A 26,274-nucleotide genomic window follows, 5' to 3' on the forward strand; every position below is an offset into this window, starting at 1 on the left:
CAGTCCACATCAGCCGCCCGCCGCGCCGCTGCGCATCCTGCAGCCCCGGGCACCCCCTCCGCCGGTGCCGCGGCGGCACCCGTCGGCGCCCCCGCCCGGGCGAAACAGGCCGCGGGGCGCTTCTTCAAGGAGATGGACCGCTACCCGCACAACATCCACCCGGCGCTCGTTCCCGGTGTGGATGTGGACGATCAGCGCATCCGCTACGGCATCGACAAGCCGATGCTGATCATCGTGGGCGCCGCCGTCACCGGGTTCGTGCTGTGGGGCGTCATCCAGCCGGACGTGGTGCTCGCCGCGACCACCGCCGCTCTCGGCTGGATCATGACGAACCTCGGCTGGGTGTTCAACAGCCTCGCCATCGGCATGGTGCTGTTCCTGCTGTTCCTTGCGTTCTCGAAGTACGGCCGGATCCCGCTGGGGCTCGAGGGCGACAAGCCGGAGTATTCGACCGTGTCGTGGGCGGCGATGCTGTTCGGCGCGGGCATCGGCATCGGCATCATCTTCTTCGGCCCGTACGAGCCGATGACCTACTACCTGTCTCCGCGACCCGGCGCGTACGAGCCGGCGTCGATGGAGGCGGTGAAGGGTGCGATGGTGCAGGCGGCGCTGCACTGGGGCGTGAACGCGTGGGCAATCTACGCGATCGTCGGCCTCGCGGTCGCCTACGTGTCGTTCCGGCGCGGCCGCGTGCCGCTGATGAGTTCGATCCTCACCCCGCTGTGGGGCGGCGGCACGGACAGTGTGCCGGCGCGCATCATCGACGGACTCGCCATCATCGCCACACTGTTCGGGACGGCCGCCTCGCTCGGCATCGGCGCCCTGCAGATCGGCTCCGGCTTCACGCTCGTGACGGGCTGGTCGCCGGGGGCGAACACTCTCGCGCTGGTGATCATCGTGCTGCTGACGATCGGCACGATCATCTCGGCGGTGTCCGGCGTGGCGAAGGGCATCAAGCGCCTGTCGAACGTGAACCTGATGCTGGCGATGGTGCTGGCGCTGTTCTTCTTCGTGGCGGGGCCGACGGTGTTCCTGGTGAACATCATTCCGGGTGTGATCACGCAGTACTTCTCGCAGCTGCCGGAGATGCTGTCCGCCACGACCGCGGACTCCGAGGAGATGAATGAGTTCCTGTCCACGTGGACCACGTTCTACTGGGCGTGGTGGGTGTCGTGGGCGCCGTTCGTCGGCGTGTTCACCGCGAAGATCTCGAAGGGCCGCACGGTGCGCCAGTTCGTGATCGGTGTGCTGACGATTCCGTCCACGATCATCGTGCTGGCGTTCACGATCCTCGGCGGCACCTCCATCTATCTGCAGCGGCACAACGGGGAGAGGATCGCGCCGGGCAACGACATCGACGCGCTGCCGAAGCCGGAGGACATCTTCTTCGCGGTGCTGGATCAGCTGCCCGGTGCGCAGTTCGTGGCGCCGATCGTGATTGTGATGCTCGCGGTCTTCTTCATCACCACGTCGGATTCGGCGTCGCTGGTGAACTCGCAGCTGTCGCAGAAGGGCAACCCGAACCCGAACCGGTGGGTGACGGCGTTCTGGGCGATCCTGATGGCCGGGATCGCGGTGGTGATCCTGCTGATGGCGGGCAAGGATGCGCTGCAGGGCCTGCAGAACCTGATCACGATCACGGCGCTGCCGTTCGCGGTGGTGCTGGTGCTGATGGCGGTGGCGCTGTTCAAGGAGATGCGCACCGACCCGCTGGTGATCCGCAGCGACTACGAGAAGTCGGCGGTGGCGAACGCGGTGCGGTACGGCATCGAGGAGCACGGCGACAACTTCTCCCTGCGGGTGATCCCGGAGGAGGGCGAGTACGCCGCCGGCGCGGGCTACGACTCGCACGCGGAGGAGCTCACCGACTGGTACGCCCGCACCGATGAGGACGGCAACCCCGTCGCCTACGACTACGAGATCGGTGCCTACCTCGACGAGCACGGCAACCCGGTCGACGAGGACGGCAAGCTGCTGGAAGACGAGGAGCGCCGCGAGCCGCGCGGGGAGGACGGCGAACCGCGCGGCGAGGGGACCGACGGGTCCCACCGCGCCGCGGATTCCGACGCGTAGAACAGTCGCCAGCGCTCGACGGCGAAGCGCGGCGGCTGGGCGCGCCAGCGGCCCGCGGTCAGCTGCGGGTAACGGCCGTGGAGCCCGTGCTCGATCCTCAGACAGTGATGCCGGGGGTGCGCTTCGGGCGCTTCGGCAGCAGGCCGAACGCCTTCCCGGAACCCGAACCGCCGCGCGCAGCGTCATCAGCATCTGCGCCGGCGCCGCCATCGGGGCCGCTGCCCGGCCCCTCCTCCTTGGGCGACTCCTTCAGCTCATGCTTCGAGGCGCGCCCCGGGATCAGCCGCGCCGAGTTCAGGATGAACACCGTCTCGGAGCCCACGTGGATGACCGCCGCAGCGACCGGCGACAGAAGGCCGAAACCGGCGAGGACGATGCCGATGACGTCCACCGCGATCGTGCCGATGAAGTTGGCCATGACGATCGCGCGTGCCCGCTTCGCGATCGCGACAGTGCGGGCCAGATCGTGCAGGTCCGAGCTGATGAGGATGACGTCGGCGCTCTCCTGCGCCACCCCGGTGCCGGACCCCATCGCCACGCCGACGTGCGCGTGGGCGAGCGCGGGCGCGTCGTTGACGCCGTCGCCGATCATGGCGAGGCGGTGCCCCGCTTCCCGCTCCTGACGGATCACCTCGAGCTTCTCGTGCGGCAGCAGTTCGGCGCGCACATCGGTGATGCCGAGTTCGCGGGCCACGGCGCGGGCCGTGGGTTCGGTGTCGCCGGTGATGATGAGCGTGCGGATGCCGCGGCGGGTGAGGTCGCTGATCATCGTCTTCGCGGAGTCGCGGATCGTGTCGGCGAGCAGCACCGTGCCGATGCAGCGCCCGTCGACCGCCACGTGCACCGCGGTCGCCTCCCCCTGGTCGCGGACCACCCGCGGGGCGTCGGGGATGAGGCGGCGGGAGCCGACGGTGACCTCGTGACCATTGATGCGGGCGGCGATGCCGGAGCCGACGCGGTACTCGAAGTCGTCGGCGGGCATGAGGGCGATGCCGAGCTTGCGCGCCAGGTCGACGATCGGTGCGGCGAGGGGATGCTCAGAGAACTGTTCGGCGCTGGCGGCGGTCAGCAGCAGATGCTTTTCGCTGACCCCGTCGGCGGGGCGGAGGCCCACCACGCGCGGGGTGCCGGTGGTGAGGGTGCCGGTCTTGTCGAAGGCGACCACGTCCACCTCGGACAGGGCCTCGAGGTGGGCGCCGCCCTTGACGAACGCGCCGGTGCGGGCGATGCGGGCGATCGCGGCGACCACGGCGAGCGGGGTGCCGGCGGCGACGCCGCACGCCCCGGCCACGATGATCACGGCGATGGTGGAGCGCGGGTCCTGCGTGATGAGGAAGGTGATGACCGCGCCGCCGAGCGCGAGGTACACGAGGTACGAGGCGAGCCGGTCGGCGAGGCGCTGCACGGGCGGCGCCTGCTCCTGTGCGTCCTGCACGGCGGTGACGATCCGGCCGTAGGAGGAGTCGGCGCCGACCTTCTCGGCGCGCACTTCGAGGGCACCGACCTGGTTGATGGAGCCGGCGAACACTTCGCTGCCGGGTACGAGGTCCACGGGGACGGATTCGCCGGTGATGGACGCTTGGTCGGCGGTGGATTCGCCGGCGGTGACGACGCCGTCCACGGCGATGCGCTCACCGGGGGTGACGATGACGGTGTCGCCTTCGGCCAGCTGGTCCAGGGGGATGGTGCGGATGTGGCCGTCGCGGCGCACCTGGACGTCGTCCGGCAGGAACTCCATCAGAGAGGTGAGGGCGCCGCGGCCGCGCTCGAGGGCGAGGTCTTCGAGGATCTCGGCGGCGAGCACGAACACGGTGATGACGAGGGCGGTGGTCCATTCGCCGATCGCTGCGGCGGCGACGATGGCGATCAGCATGGACAGCTCCATGCTCATGCGGCGCCCGCGGATGTCCTGCCACGCTTCGGTGAGGATCGGCCACAGCCCTACGCCGAGGCCGATGACGGCGACGGCGGGGACGGGGGCGGGCCAGCGCAGGCCGGCGAACACGAGGACCGCGCACAGCACCACGAATCCGACTCGGAGGGCGTCCGTCCGGTCGATCTTCTGCCAGACCGTGGGTGCTGTGGTGCTCATGGTTTCAGCGTAGAACACGCTGGTGAGACCGGCTGAGCGTTCCGGGACCGATGCCCCCATGGGGTATGCGCGGGGTTTGCTAGGGTGACGCTATGAATGAGTCCCGCCGCGCTGTTCTGGGGGCCGTGCCGCTGGTCGCGGCCGTCGGCCTGCTCGCCGCATGCTCCCGGAGCGCCACCCCGATGGCGACGGATCCGTCGGCGCCGGCGGACGGGGAGGCCGACGGATCCGTGCTCGCCCCGTTCCGCGGCCGCGATGCGCGCGAGGTCATCGACGAGCTGGAGTCGACGCCCGTGTCGGACCGCTCCCGGGACTTCCTGGCGCAGGTTCAGCACGATCAGCTGCTGCTGACGGATGCGGCAACGGAGGAGACGCTCGCGCTGCCTCTGCCGGAGGGGATGTTCTACGTGTCGGTGGCGCCGTACGCGGCCCAGACGCACGACTGCTTCCTGCATTCGCTGACCACCTGCCGGGGCGAGATGGCGAGCGAGGAGCTGACGGTGACGGTGGAGGCGGCCGACGGGGCCGCGCCGTCCGGTGAGCTGCCGAGCGGTGAGAAGGTCACCACGCATGACAACGGGTTCTTCGGCCTGTGGCTGCCCGCCGGGATGCAGAAGGCGACTCTGCGGATCGAGCATGGGGCGTCCGGGAGGTCCGCGGAGCTGCCGATCTCGACGATGCCGGATTCGCCGACATGTGTGACCACCGCGCAGCTGGAGGGGTGATCGTCAGTTGCGGAGGCTGATCCTCAGCGACGAGGGATGAGCGCGAGCGCTGTCCGATAGCCCCATGCCTTCATTGTTGGAGCGCCGCGCCGGGCACGCCAGGTCATCCGAACGGTCTCCCACCACGGGACCCCGGTGGCTCTGGCTCGGATCGCCAGCTCCCATAGCACCCGCAGCACCCGCGCGTCGAGATCCCGGTCGCGGCCGAGAGCATGCGCGAGGCTCACGTACTGTGCCCGGATGAAGCGCGCGCTCCTCGGGTCGAAGCCGACGGCACCGATCGAGGTCTCCAAGCGGCGCACCGTCACCAGCGGTTCGGCAGTGACAGCGAAGCTGTGGTGCCGAGCCAGCCGCATCAGCAGTTCGAAGTCCTCGTAGAAGAGGTCCTCGTTGTAGCCTCCGCAGCGCCGGAGCTCCGCGGTGCGCATGAACATGGACGCCGCCGGGATCCAGTTCGCCGCCACCAACTGGTCCAGCACGCCCGTTGTGCGACCGTCACCGTCGGGCCACGGGAACTCCTCGCTCGACAGTCCCAGCACGTTCCCCTCGCCGTCCACGACAGTGGCGTCGCTGTAAGCCAACGGCACACCCGCCTCCGCGCTCGCCAGCAGGTCCTCGTGCTTCTCGATGCGGTCCGTGCGCATGAAATCGTCGGCGGCGATGTAGGTGACGAACTCGGTCTCCACCAGCGCCAGCATGCGGTTGAGCGTCCGGGTGAGGCCGATGTTCACCTCGTTGGGATGGAACTCCGCGAAACCGGGATGCTCTGCGCAGTACCGGCGGATCCTGCCCTGGGTGTCGTCCCCGGGCGAGCAGTCATCCGCGATCAGCACCCGGGCGGCCGGCCGGGTCTGATGCAGGATGCTGTCGAGGCATTCTTCGACGAACTGCTCGTGGTTGTACGCCACCACGATGACCGTGGTTCCGGGCAGGGGCGTCGTCTGCCGCGGCGGGGCTCCGAGGAGGGAACGGGCGCGCCGCGGACCGGGGGCGAACCCGCCGGTCACGTGACCGAGGCCGACGGCTGCCGCCACCGCCGCTCGGGTCCCCACCGCCCACCAGTCCTGCTCGGCGCGCGGGCGCAGTGCCATGCGACCTGCTGCCGCACCGGTTCGAGCGAGCGCGGACGGCCAGTTTCGGAAGTGCGACCGGTCCCAGAGGCCGAACCGATTGGCGAGCAGTGCGTGGGTCCGGGCAGCTCGGACGGCGTCCTTCGCCCTGTCTCGGGAGTTCTGCCGCTGGCGGTAGGCGACCCGGGCGACCTTGCAGGAGACGGCCGGGTAGCCGGCGCGAACGGCACGGATGGCGAAGTCGTTGTCCTCACCGCCGGCGGGAATAGTGACGTCGAACCCGCCGATGCGGCGCAGCGCCTCAGCGGTCGCGCCGAAGTCCCCGCCCATCAGGATGGGGAATGAGGTGTGGTCCTGTTCCCGGACGGACGGGATCCATTCCGGGGAGTCGCCGATCATGTCCCGCACCGCATTCACACCGCGGCCGAAGTCGGCATCGGGCACCGGGAGGCAGGATCCGCTCCAGACATCTGCCTCTCGGAACGCCTGGATCCCGTGCGCCACCCACCAGCGGGACACAACATCGTCGGCGTCGCAGAACATCAGCAGGTCAGCCCGAGCAGCAGCCATCCCGACGTTGCGGGCGTAGCCGGCGCCGCCGATGGCGTCAGCATGGACGAGGTGAAGGCTGACTCCTGGCGGGGGCGAGGCCGCTGCGACGACAGCGCCGAGGTCATCGGTGGATCGGTTGTCGACCACGATGATCTCGAACGGCGGCGCGTCCTCCTGGGTGAAGAGCGCCTCCAGCTGCATCGGCAGGGTGGCGGCCGCGTTGAAGCAGGGGATGATGACGCTGACCTCCGGCGTCCGGTCCAGGTGCCCCACTGCAGTCGGAGACGTGGGGTCATCCAGCCAGGTGACGGGCAGACTCTTCCACGACGCGGGGAACCAGGTGGGGGCGTTCCCGTCGGGGCCGCGCTCGTGCTCGGCCGGTCCGATGACCTGAGCGGCAGGGTTGAGGGTGGAGGCGATGAACCCGCCCCAGTAGGAGAAGGTGGAGTTCCCGAGCACGAGGCGCTGTGCTGCAGCGACGGCGGCGAGGTCGTCGAACATGCTCTCGCCCGCCGACCCGTACTCCACCGGGACACCGGGCACCAGGTCGGTGAGGTGCTCGCGGCACCAGGCGACGTCATCCGAGACGAACCGAACGCCGTTGATGGGGCCGTACTGGCGGTGCAGAGCCAGTGCCCGCTCCACGTAGCTGCGGACATCAATGCCGAAGCGTCCCCGGAACTGCGGGGTTTAGTAGTCACCGCGACGGACGTTCACCAGCACCTCCCCCTCGGTGCGCACTGCGTCCGCAGCCGCGAGACGGCGCTGGAAGTGGGGTGATGTGAGCAGGCGGCGGCGGCTGAAGTCGGTGAGGTCCCGTTCGCTGAAGTCGATGCCGATCTTCATCGACCAGAACGGCCAGCGCTCAGCATCGCTCGCCTCACCGGTTCCCGAACCAGTGGTCAGGTCCTGCAGGGCGGGGGAACTCTGCGAGCCAGGCTTCCCTGTTGTCGCGATGTTCCACGACGATCGTCCGCAGCGGGCTCTGGTGGCTGTGCGCCCAGAGCCAGAGGTACAGGTAGTTGCCGCCGCGGACCGCGTCGGGCGCCACCAGGTGAAGGAGGCGCAAGCTGCCGAAGCGCAGCACCTGGTTCCGTTTGGCGATACCGGCTCGGAGGCGCAGTGAGTCGACGGTTGAGCGAATACCCATGGTTGCTCCGATCTGCGGCGGCGGAGCGGGGTTCGGTCAGACGAGCTTCCCGAGCCGAACGAGTTCAGCGAAGTGGTCGTTGACCTCAGCAACATGCTCGAAGGGCCCTTCGGCCACGAGCCGGCCATTGTCCATGAACACGACGGAGTCGACGTTCCGGATCGTACTGAGACGATGCGCGACGAGGATGATGGTGAGTTCTCCGGAGAGCGCTTCGATGGTTTCGGTGATGCGCTTCTCGGTGATGTTGTCGAGGGCGGAGGTGGCTTCGTCCAGGACGAGGAACGCCGGATCGCGGTACAGGGCACGGGCGATCCCGATGCGCTGGCGCTGACCTCCCGAGATCCGCACCCCGCGTTCACCGAGCCGGGTGTCGAGCCCGTCGGGCAGGTCGTCGAGGAGGGAACCGAGTTGGGCGCGGTGCACGGCGTCGAGGATCTTCGCGTCGTCGACGCTGTCCGGCGACTGCCCGAATGCGATGTTGGCGCGGACCGTGTCGTTGACGAGGTAGACGTCCTGACTGACGACACCGACCGACTGCATCCAGGCGCCGGGGGATGCGTGGATCCGGTGGCCGTTCGCGAGCACCTCCCCCTCGGTGGGGTCGAACAGGCCGAGGAGGATGTCCAGCAGGGTCGACTTGCCCGCTCCGGACGCACCGACGAATGCGACGGACGACCCGTAGGCGATGGTGGTGCTGACGTCCTTGACCGAGAACTCCTCCGTGTCGGGGTAATGGAAGCCGACCCCGCGCAGTTCGATGTCGCCGACGAGCTCATCAGCAGGCGCTTCGTCTGGGACGCTGACAAGATCCGCATGCCGGAAGGTGGGAAGAAGGCCCTCCAGCTGGTCGATGCCGACTTCGCTGGACCGAATCGAGCCGAGGGAGGTGCCCAGACGCTGCAGAGTGGGCAGCATGCGGGCAGCCGCTGCGGTGAACACGCCGAGGATCGCGATGATGGTGCCGCCGGAGGACGTCACCGTGAGGATCCCTGCGATCACGCCGATGCCGGCGATCAGGGCGACTTCGAGGACGTACCGGGGCAGCTCGGTGAGGACCAACAGGTTGCGCTGCGCGGCGCTCTGCTCGAGTTTGGCGCGGCGGAAGCTCTGCACATAGTTCTGTTCAGCGCGGGAGAGGCGGACTTCGCGGAAACCGTCAACGATGGGGATCAGCGCACTCCAGGAATCCTTCGCGTGCTCGGAGATGACCTCGCCGGCGCGGCGCTGCTCCCGCCGCACCAGCATCTGCGTGCCTGCGACAGCTCCGCCGAACACGACGAAGGCGGCAAGGGTTGCCCACGGGGAGACGACGACCAGGACGACCAGCGTGAGCAGGAGGGTGAGGATGTCCACAACCAAGGTGATGAAGGCGGCGATGACCCCGGTGAACACCTGCATGACCGACGTGTTGATCTGACGGTGCATGTCCGCTGCGTCGCGTGTGCGGTGAACGGAGTAGGAGGACAGCGCGTACTGCTCGAGCAGACGAGCCGATGCGAGCGCGTTGAGGCGCTCCGACTTGCCGACCACCCAATAGCGGAAGGCGATGGTGAGCACGGATTTGAGGATGAAGATGCAGCCGACCAGCGCCGCGAGGGCGATCAGAGACCCTCCGAGGCTGGTCACGCCGAACGGCTCCAGGACGGCGCTCGTGAGTGTCCCCGGCGGTGCTCCGGTGGCCAGCAGCATCAGCGGCATGGTGGCGGCAACGCCGACCATGTCGAGCGCGGCGACGAGGAGGGAGCCGACCATGGCGAGATACAGCCAACGGGTGCTCTCGGCGGGGAGGATCGCTCGATGGATCCCCATGGCCCTGCGGAAAGTCGTCAGCATACGGCGAACCTAGCAGAATCTGAGGCGCCGCTGATTCAGTTCGACCAACAGAGTGGTCAGTTACGCAGAGGTGGACCCGCCTTTGTCCAGTTCCCGGATGGGCCGGGCGGGAACCCCGGCGATCACCGTGTTCGCCGGCGCATCCTTCGTGACCACCGCTCCAGCACCGACGATGCTGCCGGGGCCGATGGTGACGCCCGGGAAGATGATCGCGCCGGCGCCGATCCAGGTGCCCGCACCCATATGGATGGGCCGGTGTGCTCCGTCGGCTGCGCGGCGGGTAGCGGGGCCGGATGCGACATGAGCAAGCGTCTCCCGGACGCGGTCGCGCAGAACATGGAGGAAGCGAGGCATCACAGAGTCGTCCTTCTAGGAAACAGGCGGTACTGGACCATCCCCTCGAGCGCCCCGATGTGTGCTCTGAGCAGGTAGGCCCACCGGAGCCGCTGGGCTCGTGTGCGCAGCCGGACTGGCGCCGTCAGCACAAGGTGGGCGACGGCGGGCAGGGACGCCTTCAGGCTGGGACCGTTCATTCCGCGGTCCCGGTGGCGGATCCACAGCAGGATCCGCGCGCGCTGCTGGATGCGCTGTTGCCGGAGCGGGCCCCGCATCGTGGTCTGCAGGTCGTAGGCGACCATCGCCCGGCCGCACATCACAACTCGATGCCCGGCTTCTTGGGCTCGCCACGCGAAGTCGGTCTCCTCGGCGCCGCCGGGATAAGAAGGGTCCATCCCGCCAACGGCGAAATAGTCCTGCCGGAGCATCGCGAAGTTTCCACCGGCAACTGTGGGCAGGTATCCAGCGAACCCGCTCGTCGATTCTCTGACGACGGGTTCGTCTGCGGGTGGGTCGAAAGGAGGGTCAGTGGACGGGTCGATGCCGTAGGCGAAGAGAACGTCCGCGTCGTTGTGTCGGGTGTGGTTGAGAAGTCCGCCGGAGATCGCGCCGCCGGATTGCTCGACGGCGCGACGGTGAGCATCGACCCACCCGGGGCTGGTCTCATCGTCGGCGTCGCAGAATGCGAGGATCCTGCCCTCGGCGGCGCTGGCACCCACGTTCCGCGCGTGGGACGCGGAGGCCGGACCAGATGCTTCCACCCACCGCACGGGCAACTCCCCACTGAGGGAGCGGACAACCGCGGCGGTGGCATCGGTGCTGCCGTTGTCGGCAAGAGACGTCAACCGTGCTCACTTATCCGTCTCCGTTCCGGTCATGCCCCGCTGGGTGAGAGCACTGAGTCGGGCGAGGTCGGAGCGCAGCTCATCTGTTTCGGGAAGGCCGATCACAGCGGCGATCGTCCGGACTCGATACCTCCAGTCGATGGCGGCTCGCGCCTGCCTCTGCGTCTCCGCCGCCTTCTGCGGAGTCCACGCGGCGGCGTACTGGGCGATCTGCTCCATGCCGCTCTCGAGGTCGAACGGGTCGACGTCGAGGCACGCGTCGTCCCACAGCGTCCATGAGGCGGCTGCTGGGGCGCGGCCCACCACGGGGGTTCCGGCCGCGAGGGCAGCCATCCACCGACCGGTGATGTATTCGCGGGTGGGGTGTGTATACGTGGAATCGTCGACGAGGTTCGTGTGGGCGAGGGCGAACTTGGCTGCGCGCAGCGCATCCGTGAGCGCCTGTTGGTTCGCGGCGGGGTCCTCGTGGAAGGGAGGCCGCCCGGCGAATACAAGGCCCTGCCGGCGGGCGGCGTCCGCGGTGGCGGCATCGTCATCCCAGGCGGCAGGCTGGCGCCCCGTGCGCAGCAGGTCCACAGGGCGGTCAGCCGACGGATCCGCGGTGGGGACGGCGAGGCAGTCGGCACCCCAGGGGAGCCATGTGACTGTGCCAACGGCATCCTGCCACTCGCCGAGCAGGTCCCGATCGGTGATGAAGACATGGTCGAACCGGCCGGTTCGCCGCGCGAAGCGGGAGATCCGGTCGGTCCAGAAGCTGTCGATCACCCAGGCCGAGACGGATTCATAGCCACGGATCCACAAGTCGCGGCTGCTGGTGTAGACGAGCTGGCCGGGAACCGACGCGAGGACGAGCAGGTGGCGACCGTTCCGCCTTCGAGTCGCCGGCAGGAGGCACGACAGCTGCCGGAGTCGTCCAGGGCGGCCGACGTCGGCGACAACGGTCAAGTTCGCTGGGAGGAGCCTGGCGATGAGGTCCGCGAGCTGGTCAATGGGCCCCCAGCCCACTCCCCCGGTCCGCAGATAGAGCAGATCCACCTGCTGTTCATCAGCTCTCATGCCGCGATCCTACCCGCCGGACCGCCCGCTCAGTCCTCGATCCGGCGCGCCCGTTTGCCGTGCGCGGCCCCGTCGGCCGGTGCGCTCTCGTCCACCCCGCTGGCGGTGGCGTCCCCGTCGGCCTCCCGCAGCCGGCGGCGCTCCCCGAAGCCCTCGGTGATGCGGTACAGCACCGGCACGATCACCAGGGTGAGGACCGTGGAGGAGACGAGGCCGCCGATGACGACCACGGCGAGCGGCTGCGAGATGAAGCCGCCTTCGCCAGTGATGCCGAACGCCATCGGCACGAGCGCGAAGATCGTCGCGGCGGCGGTCATAAGGATCGGCCGCAGACGCTTCTGCGCACCGTCAAGGATCGCCTCCTCGAGGCCCATGCCGTCGCGTCGGCGCTGGTTGACGAGGTCGATCAGCACGATCGCGTTGGTGACCACGATGCCCACGAGCATCAGCAGGCCGATCATGGACGGCAGACCCAACGGCACCTGCGTGAGGATCAGCAGCCCGAACGCGCCGACGGCGGCGAACGGGATGGAGATCAGCAGGATCAGCGGCTGGATCAGCGACTTGAAGATCCACACCAGCAGCACGTACACCAGCAGGATCGCGGCGAGGATCGCGATGCCGAGCTGGGTGAAGGTGTCGTCGATCTCGGCGGAGGCGCCGCCGATCTGGGCGCGGGCCGTCTCCGGCAGGTCGTCCTTGGTGGCGTCGATCGCAGCCTGGGCGCGGGCCACCGCGTCGCGGGTGTCATCGCCCGACGGGGTCACGGAGATCGTCACCGTGTCCTGATTGTCCTTCGAGGAGATCGTGGGCGGAATGTTCTCCTCACGGATCTCAGCGAAGTCGGTGATCGGCTTGCCGGCGATCTCGATCTTCTTCAGATCCTCCAGCGTCTCCGCCTTCTTCTGGTCGGCAAGCTGGATCTCCAGGTCCGCGTCGGCCGTGGAGAGGGTGCCGATGCCCTGCGGCACCAGCTGCTGCGCCACCATCCCGACGATCGCGGAGTCGCTCATGCCCGCCTCAGCGGCCTTCTTCCGGTCCACCGCGACCACGGCGGTCGGCTGGTCGGCTTCGAGGTCACTGGTGACGCGGTCGATGCCGGCCGGCATCTTCCCCTTCGTCAGCTCCTTCATGAGGATGTCGTTCGCCCGCTGACGCTCCTTCGCGGTGGCGGCGGAGATCTCGATGGTGACGTCGTTGGAGCCGGTGGGGCCGCCCATGGCGGTCTCTTCGATCTCCCCGGCGTCCGGCACGGACTGCATCGCCTTCAGAATGTCCTTGCGCAGAGCCTCCTGGTCGGCGTCCACATCGGTGGTGATGGAGTAGGACACTTCGTTCGCGGCGCCGCCCATACCGAAGTCGGAGGCGCCGATGGTGGTCTGCACGGTCTCCACACCGTCAACAGCCATCACCTTCTTCTCCACCTCGCTGGCCTTCTTGCCGGTCGCCTCCAGGCTGGTGCCGTTGGGCAGGGTCTGCGAGTAGGAGGCCATGTTCTGGCCGGAGTCGGACAGCAGGTTGATCTTCATCAGCGGCATCAGGAAGCCGGTGCCGACCAGCACCGCGAGCGCGAGCACCACGGTGATGATGGTGTGCCGCTGCGTCCACACGAGGACGGCGCGGTAGATGCGGGACAGCAGCGGGTCGCGGCGGGTGCCGTCGGCCGGCGCCCCCTCCGGCGTCTCCGCCGCCTGCGCGCTCTGCGCGGCCCGTTCCGCCTTCTTCCGCCCGCGGCGCGACGGGCGCAGGAACCAGTACGCCAGCACCGGCACGATCGTCAGCGACACGAACAGGGAGGCGAGCATCGCGATGGCGACGGTGAGCGCGAACGGGCGGAACAGCTCGCCCGCCATGCCGCTGACCACGGCGACGGGGAGGAACACCAGCACGGTGGCGAGGGTGGATGCGGTGATGGCACCGCCAACCTCGCGCACCGCCACGCCGATGGCGCGCATCCGCTGCGCCGGCGTCGGCTTCTCGGGGCCCTCGTCGAGGTGGCGGGTGATGTTCTCGATGACCACGATGGAGTCGTCGACCACGCGGCCGATGGAGATGGTCAGCGCAGCCATCGTCAGCATGTTGAGCGTGTAGCCGGAGACCATCATCCCGACGAATGCCATCAGCAGCGACAGCGGGATCGAGATGGCGGTGACGATCGTGGGCCGGATCGCCAGCAGGAACAGCAGGATCACCGCGATTGCGAACACCAGGCCGAGCAGGCCCTCTTCAGCGAGCGACGCGATGGACTGCTGAATGAACGGCGCCTGGTCGAACACGGTGGAGATCTCAGCGTCGCCGCCGATGTCGCCGCGCAGGCGGTCCATCGTCGCGTTGACGTCGGTGGACACCTGCACGAGGTTCGCGTCGGAGGTCGGCATCACCATCATGACGAGGGAGTCGCGGCCGTTGGTGCGCGAGATGTTCTCGGCGGTCTTCGTGGTCTCCTCGACCTTCCCGATCTCGGACAGCGCGACCGGCTCAGCGGGTGCCTGCGGGTCCTGACCCGCCTGACCCTGCTGGCCGTCCTGACCCATCTGGCCGTCCTGGCCGGGCTGGCCCTGCTGGCCGTCGGGGCCCGCCGCGCCGCCACCGGCCGACGGGGTCACGGGGATCTCCTTGAGCTTGTCGACCGAATCGATGCTCTCGCCGACCGTCACGTCAAGGGTGCGGGACCCGTCGGCCACCTGCCCGCCGGGGATGGAGAGGCCGTTGTCGTCGATGGCCTTCTGGATGTCACCTGTGGTGAGGCCGTGTTCGTCGAGCTTCGGCTGGTCGGGGGTGATGCGGACGATCCGCTCGGGCCCGCCGACCACCACGACGGAGGCGACGCCGTCGATCCGCTCCAGCTCCGGGATCACCTGCGAGGACAGGCGCGCATTCAGCTTCGCCGGGTCCAGCTCAGAGGACACGGCGAGGATTCCCGCAGGGATGTCACCGGAACCGCCGGCCACCACCTGCGTGTCCATGCCCTCCGGCAGCTGGTCCTTGATCCGGTTGAGGTTCGCCTCCACCTGGTTCGCGGACCGCGCCACGTCCGTGCCGTACTCGAGGTCGATCGTGATGCGGGTCAGCGACGACTGCGACGTGGACGACGTGCCCTCCACGTTCTCCAGCGCCTGCACCGACTGCTCGATCGGCTGCGCGCCCCGCTCCCGCATCTGCTTCGAGGTGGCGCCCGGCTCCGTCGCGATCACCTGCACCTGCGGCAGCTCCACCGACGGGATCAGCTCCTGCCGCATCGTGAGCATCGCGAGGATGCCGAGAATGGTGACGACCACGCCGACCAGCGCGGTGAACGGACGGTTGCGCAGGCTGATGTGGGACAGAAGATGCACGTGTTCTCCCCGAATGCTCGATCTCTGCTCTTACCCTCGCACACGGCGCCCTTCCGGGCCCATGAACAGAAGTCGGTGAGCGCAATTCCACACGCGCAGAACGGCTCGCTGCCCGGTTCCCGTCGGCCGTTACCATGAGCGGCATGCCCGCCTCCCCCGCGCCTGTCGCCGCGCCGCCGTCCAGCCGCATGATCCTCGGCCTCGCCGTGCCCGCTCTCGGCGCCCTCGTCGCCGAGCCCCTGTTCGTGCTCGTGGACTCCGCGTTCGTGGCGTACGTGTCCACGCCGTCCCTTGCCGGCCTCGGTCTCGCGTCCACTGTCCTCACCACGATCGTGGGCCTCGCGATCTTCCTCGCGTACGCGACGACCGCTGATGTGGCGCGCGCGGTCGGCGCCGGGGACATGCGCCGCGCCATCGCGAAGGGCGTGGACGCTTCGTGGCTGGCGCTTCTGATCGGCGCGGTGTGCCTCATCGGCCTGGTGGTGGGCGGCCCGGCGCTGCTGGGCCTGTTCGGGCCGTCGGACGCAGTCATGCGGGAGGCGACCACGTATCTGCGGATCTCGGCGTTCGGGCTGCCGGCGATGCTGATGATCCAGGCGGCGAGCGGGCTGGTGCGCGGCCTGCAGAACACGACGATCACGCTGATCATCGCCGTGGCGGGCGCGGTGGCCAACATTCCGCTGAACTGGGTGCTGATCTTCGCTTTGGATCTCGGCATCGCGGGGTCCGCGGTCGGCACGGTGGTGTGCCAGTGGCTGATGGCCGCGGCGTACATCGTAATCGTGGTGCGCGGCGCCCGGCGCCATGCGTCCCCGCTGCGGCCGCATCTGGGTGGGGTGCGGTCGGTGTGGTCGTCGGCCCGGTGGCTGTTCATCCGGACGCTGACGCTGCGGATCGTGGTGCTCGCGACCACGGCGGCTGCGCTGAAGCTCGGTGATGTGCAACTAGCGGCGCACCAGCTGATGAACACGGTGTTCATGCTGACGTCGTTGGCTCTGGATTCGCTGGCGATTGCTGCGCAGGCGCTGACGGGCAAGTATTTGGGGGCGCGGGATCGGGCGTCGGTCACGACGGTGATGCGGACGCTGATCCGCTGGTCGGTGCTGGGCGGTGCGGTGGTGTCGCTGCTGCTTGCGGCGGCGGTGTTCGTGGTGCCGGGCGTGTTCACGCCGGATCCGGAGGTGCAGGTGGTGCTGTTCTGGACGATGGTGGTGCTCCTTCTGGCGCAGCCGCTGGCGGGGTACGTGTTCGTGCTGGACGGTGTGTTCATGGGCGCGGGCGACGCGAAGTACCTGGCGAAGGCCGGTGTGATCACGATGTGCGCGTATCTGCCGTTCGCTGCGGCGATCTGGTGGGCGGCGTCCGTCGGCGGCGGCGGGGGTTCGTGGGTGTTCGCGGAGGTGTCGGGGGTGCCGATCGGCCTGCCGCTGCTGTGGGCGGCGTTCACGGTGGTGTTCCTGGGTGCCCGCGCGGTGACGCTGTGGTGGCGCACCCGCACGGACGACTGGATGCACCTGGACGACCCGCCGGAGGGCGCGGGCGCGCAGGGCTGAGACGCGGGGGTGCGCTGGTCAGAACGGCGGCGGGCCGAGCTCTTCCGGCGGCACGGGGGTGCGCCGGGCACGTTTCGTCGGCGTCGCTTCCTCAGTCGGCTTCGTGGGGTCCCTCGGCTTCGCTGGTTTGTTCTTCTTCGCCTCCTCGGTCGGCTCCGCTTCGCTGTTCTCCTCGGCCGGTGCGTGCCGTTCGGGCTGTTCGGGCGTCCTGGATTCGGGCGGCTTCGGAGGCGGCGGGACGGGCCCGATCTTCTTGCCGGTGCGGTACTGCTCCGCTTCCCACGCCTTCCACATCGTGGTGGTGAAGGCGGCGGTGAGCAGATCCCGGTCCTGGGGCACGCTGACGCGGACCCCTCCCCCGAGGTCCCAGTCGGTGATGCCGCTGCCGGCCGACGGGTGCCGGCGACTTTCTGCGCGCCGGCTCGGGCGGCAGTGCTTCGCTGTCTTCAGCTGGTGGTGCCTGCGGCAGAGCAGGTGCAGGTTGTCGAGCTCCGTGCGGCCGCCGCGGTGCGGGTCCTCATGGTCAAACTCGATGATGTGGTCGGCTTCGGAGACCTTGTGAGTGCGTTTGCTGCAGCCGGGGAAGGCGCAGACCGGGTTGCGGGTGCGCAGGTGCTCCAGCATGGCGGCGCTGGGCGTATAGCGGGTAGGGGCGACGGGCGCGATGGCACCGGTGGCCGGGTCGGTGAGCAGCCGGTACCAGGTGTCGTGGCCGGCGGCGAGTTCGCGTGCGTAGTCCGCGGGGATGGGAGTGATGCCGTCGATCGTGGCGGGCAGCTGGCTCCGGCCGGCGAGGGTCAGCATCGGCACGAGGATGTTCAGGCGGAAGCGGTCGCGGTTGATGTCGACACCGTCGGTGCTGAACTCGGCGGTGGCGGCGAGGCGGCCGCGGATCTCGTCCATGGTCATCGGCTCGCCGGTCCGGGCGACCTCGCCATCCGGATCGAAGGGGATGTCGCGGTTCTCCTTCAGCGCCCGGACCTGGGCTTTCTTGACGGCGCGGGCGGCCTCGTCGAGCCGTTTGGAGAATCCGAGCATCTCAGGGATCTCGCCGGTCATGACGATCGACATCGACCCGGGCGCCTGCGGGTCCGGTCCCTCCACGCGCACGCTGTACGCCGGCGCTTCAGCTGTCTCCGCAGCCTGTTCCTCGAGCGACATGAGGTAGCGGACGAGTAGGCGGACCTCACGGCGGAACGAGTCCGGGGACATGCCGAAGTCCCACTCCTGCATCAGTTCATCCGCCGTGTTCAGGGACTCGATCGTGAGCTGGTCGCTGACGCGCAGCACGTACTCGAACATCTCCACGGTGAGCGCGCCGATCTCCAATTGGTCGAGCAGCTGCGGGAAGCCGACGACCGCGCGGTGGCCGTTCTCGATCCGGCGTTCGGCGCGCTGAACGGTGTCGCGCATGGCGACACCGGCTCGGGCGGCTTCGATTTCTGCGCCATCACCCACGGCAGCGCCTCGCGCGTCAGGGTCCACCATCCACAGGCCGGCGAGTGCGCGGTATTCACGCACCTGGAGGGCGGCGCGTTCGGCCTGGATATCCCACAGCTCCCGGTAGCGGCGGCCGAGAGTGGGCGTGAACTCGCCGCCGCGCGCCTGCTCGAGGCGGGAGTCAAGAGTGTCCCTGCGGATGGGCAGGCGGGGAGTGATCGGCGTCGGCGGCTTGCCCGACTTGGGTTCTGACTTCTCCGTGGGCTCGGGCGTGCTGTCGGGCGCTGACCGGCCCGGCCGCGGCGGGTGCGGGTGCGGGTGCGGGTGCACGGTCCGGTCTTCCGAGTGCTCGGAGTCATCGTCGGACGGGTCGGGCATAGCCAGCAGCGACACTGCGCTCACCCCCTCGGTCATCAGCAGTGCCGGGCCGAATCATCGTCGATCAGGCCGCTTCTTCGAATCTATGTTCGATTTTACCCCTGCAACCGTTCGCGATCAAGTCGTCTTAGAACATTTGTTTCCACATCTTCGGTGCGGACAGTTGTCCACAAGCGTGCCGCTGACAGGCGCAGGGAGGGCGCGTGGACCAGGAGCGCAGAGCGCGCCCAGCGGGGACGTTCATCACCCCGCAGTCACCGCGCACTTACACGTCGGCCCCGTCGGCCCGTAGAGTTCCCCCGTGCACGAATCCCCCTCCTCCGAAACCGAGACCGCCGCAGCCGAAACCGTCGCAGCCGCGCCCGCGCAGCCCGACGACACCGCCCGCAACCGCCGCGTCATCACCCTGCTGATCGTCGCCGCGTTCACGGTCATCCTCAACGAAACGATCCTGTCCGTCGCCCTGCCGAACATCATGGGCGACCTGCGGATCGTGGAGACCACCGCGCAGTGGCTCCAGACCGCCTTCATGCTGACGATGGCGATCGTCATCCCCACCACCGGCTTCCTGCTGCAGCGGCTCACCACGCGCACCGTGTTCCTGCTGGCCATGGGCCTGTTCACCGCCGGCACCGCCATCAGCGCCCTCTCCCCCGGCTTCACCCCGCTGCTGCTGGGCCGCATCGTGCAGGCCTCCGGCACCGCGATCATGATGCCGCTGCTGATGACCACCGTGCTGAACCTCGTGCCCCCGCACCGCCGCGGCGCTGTCATGGGCAACATCTCCATCGTCATCTCCGTGGCACCCGCGATCGGCCCCACCATCTCGGGCCTCGTGCTGCAGGTGGCGCCGTGGCGGTTCCTGTTCCTCGTGGTCCTGCCGATCGCGGCGCTCATGCTCGCCGCCGGCGCCCGCTGGGTGGAGAACGTGTCCGAAACCAGCCGCACCCGCATCGACCTCGTCTCGGTGATCCTCTCGGCGTTCGGCTTCGGCGGGCTGATCTACGGGCTCGGCACCATCGCCGCCCCGCGGGCCGACGGATCCCTGCCCGTCGCCCCGGTCATTGCGCTCGTGATCGGCGTGCTCGCCCTGGCCGTGTTCATCAGGCGTCAGCTGCGCCTCCAGCGCACCGACTCGGCGCTGCTGGACCTGCGCACCTTCACCTATTCGCGGTTCCGGCTCGCTCTGATCGTCATGATCCTCGCGATGGGCGCCATGTTCGGCGTGATCATCCTGCTGCCGATGTTCCTGCAGCGTGCCCTCGGCTACGAAACCCTCCAGGTGGGGCTGATGCTGCTGCCGGGCGGTCTGCTGATGGGGCTGCTGTCCCGCTCCGTGGGCCGCGCCTACGACGCGGTGGGGCCGCGCCCCCTCGTGATCCCCGGCGCGATCCTGCTGGCCGCATCACTGCTGGCGCTGTCGCGGATCAGCCTGGACACCGGCCCCCTCTACGTCCTCACCGCGCACATCGTGATGAGCCTGGGGCTGGCGCTGCTGTTCACGCCGCTGTTCACCACCGCGCTGGGGACGCTGCCGCCGCACCTGTACTCGCACGGCTCAGCGGCCGTCGGCACGCTGCAGCAGGTGGCGGCCGGCGCCGGCACGGCGCTGATGGTGATGCTGATGGCGCTGCGGTCCGAGGCCGCGGCGAACTCCGGCGCCGAGCCCGCTGAGGCACTGACCGCAGGTGTGGGCTTCGCGCTGCTGGTCGCCGGCTGCGCGGCGCTGCTGGCGCTGCTCCCGGCGTCGATGCTGACGGCGAACCCGTCGGCCGGTGGGGAGGACGGGCAGGGCCCGGCCCCGTCGGCCCCCGAGGAGCCCGACGCGCACTAGCGGCGGCGCAGCCGCACCCCCATCAGCCGGCCGAGCAGGCCGGTGCGGCGCCCGTACGGCGGGAAGATCATGCTGAGCGTCTCCGGCTTCAGCGGCTTCTTCACCACCGGTTTCGGGTGCGTGAGCGCCTCGATGCTGGCGCGGCCGTGGTAGGTGCCCATCCCGGATTCGCCGACGCCGCCGAACGGCATCAGCGAACTGCCCGCGTGCGCAAGCGCGACGTTGACGGCGAGCGAGCCGCTGGAGGTCTGCTCGGTGAAGGCTCGCTCCACTTCCGGGTCGTCGGTGAACACCATCGCGGTGAGGGGCTTGTCGCCACTGGTGACGATGCCGATCGCTTCGCTGACGCCGGTGACGGGGATCAGCGGCAGCAGCGGCCCGAAGATCTCCTCGCCCATGATGGGGGTCTCGAGGGCGCCCTCGGAGGCCGACGGGAGCCGCAGCAGAGTCGGTTCGATGAAGCGGTCGGCGCGGTCGGTGCCGCCGCCGTGGACGACACGGTCGCGGGAGGCATCGAGGAGGCCGCTGAGGCGGTCGAACTGCTTGTCACTGACGATGCGGCCGTACTGCCCGCTGGTCTGCGGGTCCTCGCCGTACATGTGCGCGATCTGCCGCTGGATCTCGCCGGCGAGGTCGGTGACGACGGCGCTCTCGCCCATCACGTAGTCGGGAGCCACGCAGGTCTGCCCGGCGTTGGTGAACTTCGCCCAGGTCAGGCGGGCCGCGACCGCCTTCAGGTCCATGCCGCGGTCCACATAGACGGGGGATTTGCCGCCGAGTTCGAGCGTTGTAGGGGTGAGGTGCTCGGCGGCGGCGCGCGCCACCACGCGGCCCACCGTGCCGTTGCCGGTGAACACGATGTGGTCGAAGCGCTGGCGGAGGATGTGGGTGGTCTCGTCGATGCCGCCTTCGACGACCCGCACCCAGCGCTCGTCCATGTGCTCGGAGACGAAGCGGGCGAGGGCGGCGGAGCAGTGCGGGGTGATCTCCGACGGCTTCAGCAGAACCGTGTTGCCGGCGGCGATCGCACCGATCACGGGCATGAGGCTGAGCTGCATCGGGTAGTTCCACGGTGCGATGACGAGGACCGTGCCGAGGGGTTCGCGGTGGATGTGCCCGGAGGCGGGCATGAGCAGCGTGCCGAGGCCGAACGCGGAGGGCTGCAGCCAGGACGCCAGGTTGTGGCGGATGTGGGAGAGCTCCTGGGTGAGGGTGCCGAGTTCGGTGATGAGGGATTCGGCGCGGGGTTTGCCGAGGTCGGCTGCGAGGGCGTCGGCGAGGAGATCGCCGTCGCGTTCGATGCCGCGCTGGAGGCGGGCGAGCTGCGCGAGGCGGGCGTCGACGGGCCGGGTGATGCCGCTGGCGAAGCCGTCGCGGAGGGCGGCGAGGGCGCGGTCGATGTCGGCGTGGGAGGTCACGTGTTCCTCACTTCCTCGTGAGCGGGTGCGGGGGCGGGCGCGACGCGGGTGCAATAGGCTGGGCGCATGGCCGAATCCTCAGCCGGCGCTCCTGTGACCCAGGCTACGGGAGTCCGCCGAATCCTGGTTGTGTGCACCGGAAACATCTGCCGATCACCGTTCGGCGAGATCGTTCTGCGCGAACGCCTCGCCGGCACCGGCATCGACGTGTCCTCCGCCGGCATCGGCGCTCTGGAGGGGCACCCGGTGGAGCCGGCGATGGTGGTCGAACTCGAGAAGAGGGGGATGCGGGCCGACGGGTTCCGCGCCCACCAGATCGACGCGTTCGATGTGCAGGACGCGGACCTCATCCTCGTGATGTCGCGCCGCCAGCGCCGCTTCATCACCGAAGAGTGGCCGCGGGCCGCGAAGAAGACCGTGCTGATGGGCGCGGCGCCCTCGATCGCGGACGAGCTCGACGGGCCCGACCCGGCGAGCGCGGTGCAGACCGTGGCGCGGCGCGGCAACGCCGAGGTCATGGAGGTGGAGGACCCGTACCGGAAGGATCCGGGGGTGTTCTCCCGCGTGGCCGACGAGATCGACGCCGCCGCCACCGCGCTCGCTGACGCGCTGATCCGCGCGGGCCGCCGCGCATGACGAGCGCCGCGATGACGGGCACTGCCGTCGCGAGCGCCGCGATGGCGAGCGCCGCCGGGTTCGGCATGCTGCTGAGCTTCGTGTTCGCCCTGTCCGGCGCGGCGAAGCTGCTGGACCTGCCGGGGACGCGTTCGGCGCTGATCTCCCTGCGGATCCCGGCGCGGCCCCTGCACCCGGCGATCGCGGTGGCAGTGCCGGTGCTGGAGCTGGTGGCCGCGGCGGCGCTGTGGGTGCCGGTGCGGTGGGTCGCGATCGCGGGCGCAGGGCTGGCGCTGGTGCTGATGCTGGCGTTCACCGCGGTGATCGCGGGGGCGCTGCGGCGCGGCGATGCCGTCTCCTGCTCCTGCTTCGGCACGCTCGGCTCCCCGGAGGTGACGAGCGGGACGCTGGTGCGCAATGTGCTGCTGTCGGCGATCGCCGTGGTGGCCGGTGGTGCGGCATGGCTGGGTGCCGCGCCGGGCCTGCTCGCGGCGGTGGCTCCGTCGGCGGCGATCGTGCTGGCCGCGGTCGTGGGCGCGTCGGCCGCGGTGGCGGTGCTGATCGCCGGGTCGAGCAACCGCCTCGCCGGTGAGGCGCCGACGGGGCCGAGCGCGAACGGCGGGCCGACGGGGGCTGCTGCGCCTGGCGCGCACAGCGGTGACGACCCGGATGCCGAGCTCGGCGACTACGTGCGCCTCCCCACTCCGTACGTCGCCTTGACGATGCCGGACGGGACGCGGCCTCCGCTGCGGACCCTGACGCAGACGCAGGCGCTGCTGCTGATCTTCCTCAACCCGGGTTGCGGGCCGTGCGTGCGACTGATGCCGATGATCCGGGAGTGGTCCGAGCAGCTGCATCCGCTGGTTCGGGTGCTGGCGGTGCTGCCGACGGATCCCGGCGGGATGGATGAGGGGACCGCGCAGCACCTCGACGGACTCGACGCGTACGACCCGGACAACGAGATCGGCCAGATGATGGACCTCATGGGCCGCCCCTCCGCGGTGCTGCTCGGCGCGGACGACTACCTCGCCGGCGGGCCTGTCGCCGGGTCGGACACCGTCATCGAGTTCGTGCAGGACATCCGCGCGCAACTGGAGGAGGAGCAGGCCACGGCCGCCTCCGCGGCAGATCCGGCAAGCGCCGAGTAGTTCCGCTCACACCAGCAGCGCGTGGCTGCGCAGCAGCGCGAGCACCTCGGTGAGGACCGTCTCGGAGTCCGGGTGGTCGCCGATCTCGACGCGCAGCAGCGCCAGCAGGTCCGCCTCGGTGAGATCAGCGGGGGCGTCGGCGTCCTCGTCGGCCTCCAGCAGCAGGCTCCACAGGAGCGCACTGAGGCCCTCCAGCACCACGGCCGTGGAGGCGTCGCCGCCGGTGAGGACCACGCAGCCGTCGGCTGTCCACACCGCCTGGTGGAAGGGCAGCAAGCGCAGCGGAGCCCCGGCGGTTCCCGTAGCGCAGTCGCTCCCAAGGACCGACGGGTCCGGTGCCTCGGCCGGCCGCAGATGCGCCGGCGGGTCCACGATGTCGCACTCGAATGACGCCCCGGTCGGGGCGTCTGCCGGTGCGTCATCGGCGGCGCGCAGATGCTCCGCCAGCGCGGCCGGCAGGTCCGCAGACTCGGCGTAGGTGGCGCGCAGCAGGCCGCCGGTCTGCTGCAGCAGGCGCACCAGGGTGCCGAGCGGGTTCGGGATCAACCAGATGGAGGAGGACTGGCCGCTGATCTCCGCAACCGACTCCACCAGGCGCATCGTCTCGAACGTGACGCCGTCGGCGTCCTGATCCCGGTTCACCAGGAGGAACACGGACGGCGCGCCGACGCGGCCGGTCAGCACCCGGTCGATGCCGACCTCCGCCATGGTGAAGTCGCGCTTGCCGATTCTGGCCCCGTCGATCGTGTACACGTGAGAGAGGGGCTTCGGGTAGGCGTCGATCTGCAGGGAGCGCGGGTCAAGGATGGTGAGCTCGTCGGTGATGTAGCCGCCGCTGGCGGCGAGGACCGTGGTGGCGGTGGACTTACCCGCGCCGGAGGCGCCGGTGACCATCACGATGCCCACGCCCGGCAGGTCGACCGCGCCGGCGTGCAGGAGCAGCCGCTCGCCGATGAAGTGTTCGATGAGGGCCTGGGTGACTCGGCCGGAGACGATGTAGGACGAGTCGGCGTGCTCCGGCGGCAGCTGGATCGTGTCCGCGCCGTCGGCGTCGTCGCCGGTTTCGCCGGTGATGCCGACCCGCAGGGTGATGCCGGCGGGTGCGGGATCTCGCGGCGAGCGTGTGACCAGCGGCTCCCACAGCTCGGCGAGCTGCGCGGCGATCGCGGCGGTGCCGCGGTCGGGCTCGGCGGCGGGCGCGAAGCGCAGCACCACCGGCAGGTCCGCGACCTCCAGGTGCAGCGGCGCGGGGGTCGTGCTCATGCGGTGTCCACCAGCCCGTCGGCGGCGAACTCCTCCAGCACAGTGCGCAGCTGCTCGGCGGCATGGGCCGGCATATCGGGCATGTCGCGGCGCATCCGGTCAGCGACCTCGTCGGCCGTGAGGGCCTCCCCCGCCTCCTCCAACGTCAGCAGCATCAGCAGAGCCGTCGCGTTGACATGGATGTAGGGGCCGGAGGGGAAGATCCCCACCCAGGCGTCCTCCCCACCGGGGTCGATGTCGAAGCCGAACGGCCGGGCACGGTAGCGGACTCCCCGGTCCGCTCCCCCGCCCGTTCCGGCGGGATCGCCCATCACTGCACGGTCGTTCATCACGGCACGCTCGCCTGCACGATCCGACCATGGCCGCCGACAGCAACCGCGCCGTCATCAGCGCTGACGAACACGGCATCGCCGGGGCGGACCCGCGCACGGCCCGAGGCGGACTGCAGCAGCACGTCCCCGTCGATGCACAGCAGGATCCGCGGCCCCTGCCCCGGCACCCGGATCGACGGGTAGAAGCTGGCGCCGTCCGGCAGCGTGGTGATGGACAGTTCGAAGTCGTCGATCGGGGAGAAGTACGCAGCGGTGTTCTCCGTCAGCTTCTCCGGGCCGATGCGGATCGGCGGCGCCGCCGCCACCGACGCGCACTGCAGCAGTTCGTTCGCATCCACCTTCTTCGAGGTGAGGCCGGCGCGCAGAACATTGTCGCTGGAGGCCATGATCTCGATGCCGAGACCGGACTGGTAGGAGTGGATGATGCCGTCGGGCACGAACATCGCCTCCCCCGGCTGCAGCGACACCGGGTTCATCAGCAGCGCCGCCGCCACCCCCGGGTCCCCCGGGTGCACGGACTGCAGGGTCGCCACAGTCGCGTCGATGCGCGGGGACGGCGACTCTCCGCTGTCCAGCCTCCGTCGGCAGGCCTCCGCGAGCGCCCCCACCTCCTCGGCCGACGGGGACAGCGCCGGCGTGACCAGGCGGCGGAAGGCGGCGCGCATCCCGTGGGCCGACGGGTGCTCCGTGATCAGCTGCGTCAGCTGCTCCGACAGGGGCGTGTCCAGCCCCCGCACGATGGAGAGGGCTTTGCGGGGGGTGCGGAATCCGCAGAGGGCCTCGAACGGGGTGAGCGCCATCAGCATTTCCGGCTTGTGGTTGGCATCGCGGTAGTTGCGGCCGTGGGAGTCGAGGGGGATGCCGGCGGCGTTCTCCGCCGCGAACGACTCCTGCGCGTGCTCCTTCGACGGGTGCACCTGCAGGGACAGCGGCTGCGCAGGGGCGATCAGCTTCAGCAGGAACGGCAGAGCGGGCCCGAAGGCGCGCATCACGGAGTCGCCGAGCATGCGGCGCGGGGCGGCGGCGATGACCGCGTCCAGGCCGCGGGCGCCGTCGGCGATGGTGGAGGGGGCGAGCGGGTGCGCGCCGAACCAGATCTCCGCCCACGGCTGCCCGTCGGCGGGGCGGGACAGGAACTGGGGCAGAACATCGGTGGATCCCCAGGCGTAATGCTGGACGAAGCCGTCGATCCTCAGCATCGGTCACCATCCTCGGTGGTCGGG

At 69.7% G+C, this 26,274-nt stretch carries 20 protein-coding genes; 7 read left to right on the forward strand and 13 right to left on the reverse strand.

Going from position 1 to position 26,274, the window contains the following annotated elements; genetic code table 11:
- Window positions 1-132 precede the first annotated feature (132 nt).
- On the forward strand, window positions 133-2,073 hold the full coding sequence (locus MHY20_RS05895) for a BCCT family transporter (RefSeq protein WP_183376805.1): 1,941 nt from the start codon (window positions 133-135) through the stop codon (window positions 2,071-2,073).
- Window positions 2,074-2,170: 97 nt separating this feature from the next.
- On the opposite strand, the gene MHY20_RS05900 is transcribed toward MHY20_RS05895, so the two are convergent.
- Window positions 2,171-4,165 carry a cation-translocating P-type ATPase gene (locus MHY20_RS05900; RefSeq protein WP_239375592.1) on the reverse strand — a complete coding sequence of 665 codons (1,995 nt, stop codon included), beginning with the start codon at window positions 4,163-4,165 and terminating at the stop codon, window positions 2,171-2,173.
- A gap of 92 nt (window positions 4,166-4,257) precedes the next feature.
- On the opposite strand from MHY20_RS05900, the gene MHY20_RS05905 reads away from it, so the two are divergent.
- The gene (locus MHY20_RS05905; RefSeq protein WP_239375594.1) at window positions 4,258-4,890 is read left to right on the forward strand and encodes a CueP family metal-binding protein; all 633 of its coding nucleotides are present in this window, start codon (window positions 4,258-4,260) and stop codon (window positions 4,888-4,890) included.
- Between the two features lie 23 nt (window positions 4,891-4,913).
- Here MHY20_RS05905 and MHY20_RS05910 read toward each other — a convergent pair whose 3' ends face one another.
- Entirely contained in the window at window positions 4,914-7,157 is a 2,244-nt protein-coding gene (locus MHY20_RS05910; protein WP_239375596.1) for a glycosyltransferase, read from the reverse strand.
- 45 nt (window positions 7,158-7,202) lie between these two features.
- On the reverse strand, window positions 7,203-7,358 hold the full coding sequence (locus MHY20_RS05915; RefSeq protein WP_239375597.1) for a hypothetical protein: 156 nt from the start codon (window positions 7,356-7,358) through the stop codon (window positions 7,203-7,205).
- On the opposite strand from MHY20_RS05915, the gene MHY20_RS05920 reads away from it, so the two are divergent.
- The gene (locus tag MHY20_RS05920; protein WP_183376778.1) at window positions 7,345-7,638 is read left to right on the forward strand and encodes a hypothetical protein; all 294 of its coding nucleotides are present in this window, start codon (window positions 7,345-7,347) and stop codon (window positions 7,636-7,638) included. The two genes, MHY20_RS05915 and MHY20_RS05920, sit on opposite strands and share 14 nt — an antisense overlap.
- A 60-nt stretch (window positions 7,639-7,698) precedes the next feature.
- On the opposite strand, the gene MHY20_RS05925 is transcribed toward MHY20_RS05920, so the two are convergent.
- Genes MHY20_RS05925 through MHY20_RS05945 form a run of 5 tightly spaced genes read right to left on the reverse strand, consistent with a single transcriptional unit; the run spans window position 7,699 to window position 15,070 of the window.
- A complete protein-coding gene (locus MHY20_RS05925; protein ID WP_239375599.1) occupies window positions 7,699-9,498 on the reverse strand; it encodes an ABC transporter ATP-binding protein in 1,800 nt (599 codons plus the stop codon).
- Window positions 9,499-9,558: 60 nt separating this feature from the next.
- The gene (locus MHY20_RS05930; protein WP_311199359.1) at window positions 9,559-9,852 is read right to left on the reverse strand and encodes a DapH/DapD/GlmU-related protein; all 294 of its coding nucleotides are present in this window, start codon (window positions 9,850-9,852) and stop codon (window positions 9,559-9,561) included.
- Complete coding sequence (locus tag MHY20_RS05935) at window positions 9,852-10,679, reverse strand: glycosyltransferase family A protein (protein ID WP_183376775.1); 828 nt, start codon at window positions 10,677-10,679, stop codon at window positions 9,852-9,854. The genes MHY20_RS05930 and MHY20_RS05935 overlap by 1 nt, the downstream gene beginning before the upstream one ends.
- 6 nt (window positions 10,680-10,685) lie before the next feature.
- On the reverse strand, window positions 10,686-11,735 hold the full coding sequence (locus MHY20_RS05940; protein WP_239375601.1) for a glycosyltransferase family 1 protein: 1,050 nt from the start codon (window positions 11,733-11,735) through the stop codon (window positions 10,686-10,688).
- A 29-nt stretch (window positions 11,736-11,764) separates the two neighbouring features.
- Window positions 11,765-15,070: an efflux RND transporter permease subunit gene (locus MHY20_RS05945; protein WP_239375603.1), complete on the reverse strand. Its 3,306-nt coding sequence runs from the start codon at window positions 15,068-15,070 to the stop codon at window positions 11,765-11,767.
- A 143-nt stretch (window positions 15,071-15,213) separates the two neighbouring features.
- Between MHY20_RS05945 and MHY20_RS05950 the strand changes: the two genes are divergently transcribed.
- Window positions 15,214-16,623 carry an MATE family efflux transporter gene (locus MHY20_RS05950; protein WP_239375604.1) on the forward strand — a complete coding sequence of 470 codons (1,410 nt, stop codon included), beginning with the start codon at window positions 15,214-15,216 and terminating at the stop codon, window positions 16,621-16,623.
- Between the two features lie 18 nt (window positions 16,624-16,641).
- Here the strand turns inward: MHY20_RS05950 and MHY20_RS11740 are convergent, their stop codons facing one another.
- Window positions 16,642-18,465 (reverse strand): HNH endonuclease signature motif containing protein, encoded by a 1,824-nt coding sequence (locus MHY20_RS11740; protein ID WP_239375605.1) that lies wholly within the window; start codon window positions 18,463-18,465, stop codon window positions 16,642-16,644.
- A gap of 277 nt (window positions 18,466-18,742) precedes the next feature.
- On the opposite strand from MHY20_RS11740, the gene MHY20_RS05960 reads away from it, so the two are divergent.
- Entirely contained in the window at window positions 18,743-20,275 is a 1,533-nt protein-coding gene (locus MHY20_RS05960) for a DHA2 family efflux MFS transporter permease subunit (RefSeq protein WP_239375606.1), read from the forward strand.
- On the opposite strand, the gene MHY20_RS05965 is transcribed toward MHY20_RS05960, so the two are convergent.
- Window positions 20,272-21,693: an aldehyde dehydrogenase family protein gene (locus MHY20_RS05965; protein WP_239375607.1), complete on the reverse strand. Its 1,422-nt coding sequence runs from the start codon at window positions 21,691-21,693 to the stop codon at window positions 20,272-20,274. The genes MHY20_RS05960 and MHY20_RS05965 overlap by 4 nt on opposite strands.
- Window positions 21,694-21,822: 129 nt before the next feature.
- Here MHY20_RS05965 and MHY20_RS05970 point away from each other — a divergent pair, with 129 nt between their 5' ends.
- Both MHY20_RS05970 and MHY20_RS05975 read left to right on the forward strand, forming a co-directional pair.
- Window positions 21,823-22,329, forward strand: a complete 507-nt coding sequence (locus MHY20_RS05970) for a hypothetical protein (RefSeq protein ID WP_343217734.1) — start codon at window positions 21,823-21,825, stop codon at window positions 22,327-22,329.
- 11 nt (window positions 22,330-22,340) lie between these two features.
- Window positions 22,341-23,456, forward strand: a complete 1,116-nt coding sequence (locus MHY20_RS05975; protein WP_239375609.1) for a thioredoxin family protein — start codon at window positions 22,341-22,343, stop codon at window positions 23,454-23,456.
- 6 nt (window positions 23,457-23,462) lie between these two features.
- Here MHY20_RS05975 and MHY20_RS05980 read toward each other — a convergent pair whose 3' ends face one another.
- From MHY20_RS05980 to manA, 3 genes are read right to left on the reverse strand one after another with little or no spacing between them, the layout of a single operon-like run.
- On the reverse strand, window positions 23,463-24,719 hold the full coding sequence (locus tag MHY20_RS05980) for a hypothetical protein (protein ID WP_239375610.1): 1,257 nt from the start codon (window positions 24,717-24,719) through the stop codon (window positions 23,463-23,465).
- On the reverse strand, window positions 24,716-25,048 hold the full coding sequence (locus MHY20_RS05985; RefSeq protein ID WP_239375611.1) for a hypothetical protein: 333 nt from the start codon (window positions 25,046-25,048) through the stop codon (window positions 24,716-24,718). Before MHY20_RS05985 ends, MHY20_RS05980 begins: the two co-directional genes overlap by 4 nt.
- Window positions 25,048-26,250 (reverse strand): mannose-6-phosphate isomerase, class I, encoded by a 1,203-nt coding sequence (gene manA, locus MHY20_RS05990; RefSeq protein WP_239375612.1) that lies wholly within the window; start codon window positions 26,248-26,250, stop codon window positions 25,048-25,050. The genes MHY20_RS05985 and manA overlap by 1 nt, the downstream gene beginning before the upstream one ends.
- Between the last annotated feature and the right edge of the window lie 24 nt (window positions 26,251-26,274).

This window comes from Helcobacillus sp. ACRRO (assembly GCF_022347125.1).
Lineage (GTDB): Bacteria > Actinomycetota > Actinomycetes > Actinomycetales > Dermabacteraceae > Helcobacillus > Helcobacillus massiliensis.

Bases quoted from the DNA above. Each gene is read 5' to 3' on its own strand.
- MHY20_RS05920 (WP_183376778.1), top strand. From the start codon at position 7,345: ATGCCGATCTTCATCGACCAGAACGGCCAGCGCTCAGCATCGCTCGCC.
- manA (WP_239375612.1), bottom strand. From the start codon at position 26,250: ATGCTGAGGATCGACGGCTTCGTCCAGCATTACGCCTGGGGATCCACC.
- MHY20_RS05895 (WP_183376805.1), top strand. From the start codon at position 133: ATGGACCGCTACCCGCACAACATCCACCCGGCGCTCGTTCCCGGTGTG.
- MHY20_RS05900 (WP_239375592.1), bottom strand. From the start codon at position 4,165: ATGAGCACCACAGCACCCACGGTCTGGCAGAAGATCGACCGGACGGAC.
- MHY20_RS05930 (WP_311199359.1), bottom strand. From the start codon at position 9,852: ATGCCTCGCTTCCTCCATGTTCTGCGCGACCGCGTCCGGGAGACGCTT.
- MHY20_RS05985 (WP_239375611.1), bottom strand. From the start codon at position 25,048: ATGAACGACCGTGCAGTGATGGGCGATCCCGCCGGAACGGGCGGGGGA.
- MHY20_RS05915 (WP_239375597.1), bottom strand. From the start codon at position 7,358: ATGAAGATCGGCATCGACTTCAGCGAACGGGACCTCACCGACTTCAGC.
- MHY20_RS05925 (WP_239375599.1), bottom strand. From the start codon at position 9,498: ATGCTGACGACTTTCCGCAGGGCCATGGGGATCCATCGAGCGATCCTC.
- MHY20_RS05975 (WP_239375609.1), top strand. From the start codon at position 22,341: ATGACGGGCACTGCCGTCGCGAGCGCCGCGATGGCGAGCGCCGCCGGG.
- MHY20_RS05905 (WP_239375594.1), top strand. From the start codon at position 4,258: ATGAATGAGTCCCGCCGCGCTGTTCTGGGGGCCGTGCCGCTGGTCGCG.
- MHY20_RS05940 (WP_239375601.1), bottom strand. From the start codon at position 11,735: ATGAGAGCTGATGAACAGCAGGTGGATCTGCTCTATCTGCGGACCGGG.
- MHY20_RS05980 (WP_239375610.1), bottom strand. From the start codon at position 24,719: ATGAGCACGACCCCCGCGCCGCTGCACCTGGAGGTCGCGGACCTGCCG.
- MHY20_RS05950 (WP_239375604.1), top strand. From the start codon at position 15,214: ATGCCCGCCTCCCCCGCGCCTGTCGCCGCGCCGCCGTCCAGCCGCATG.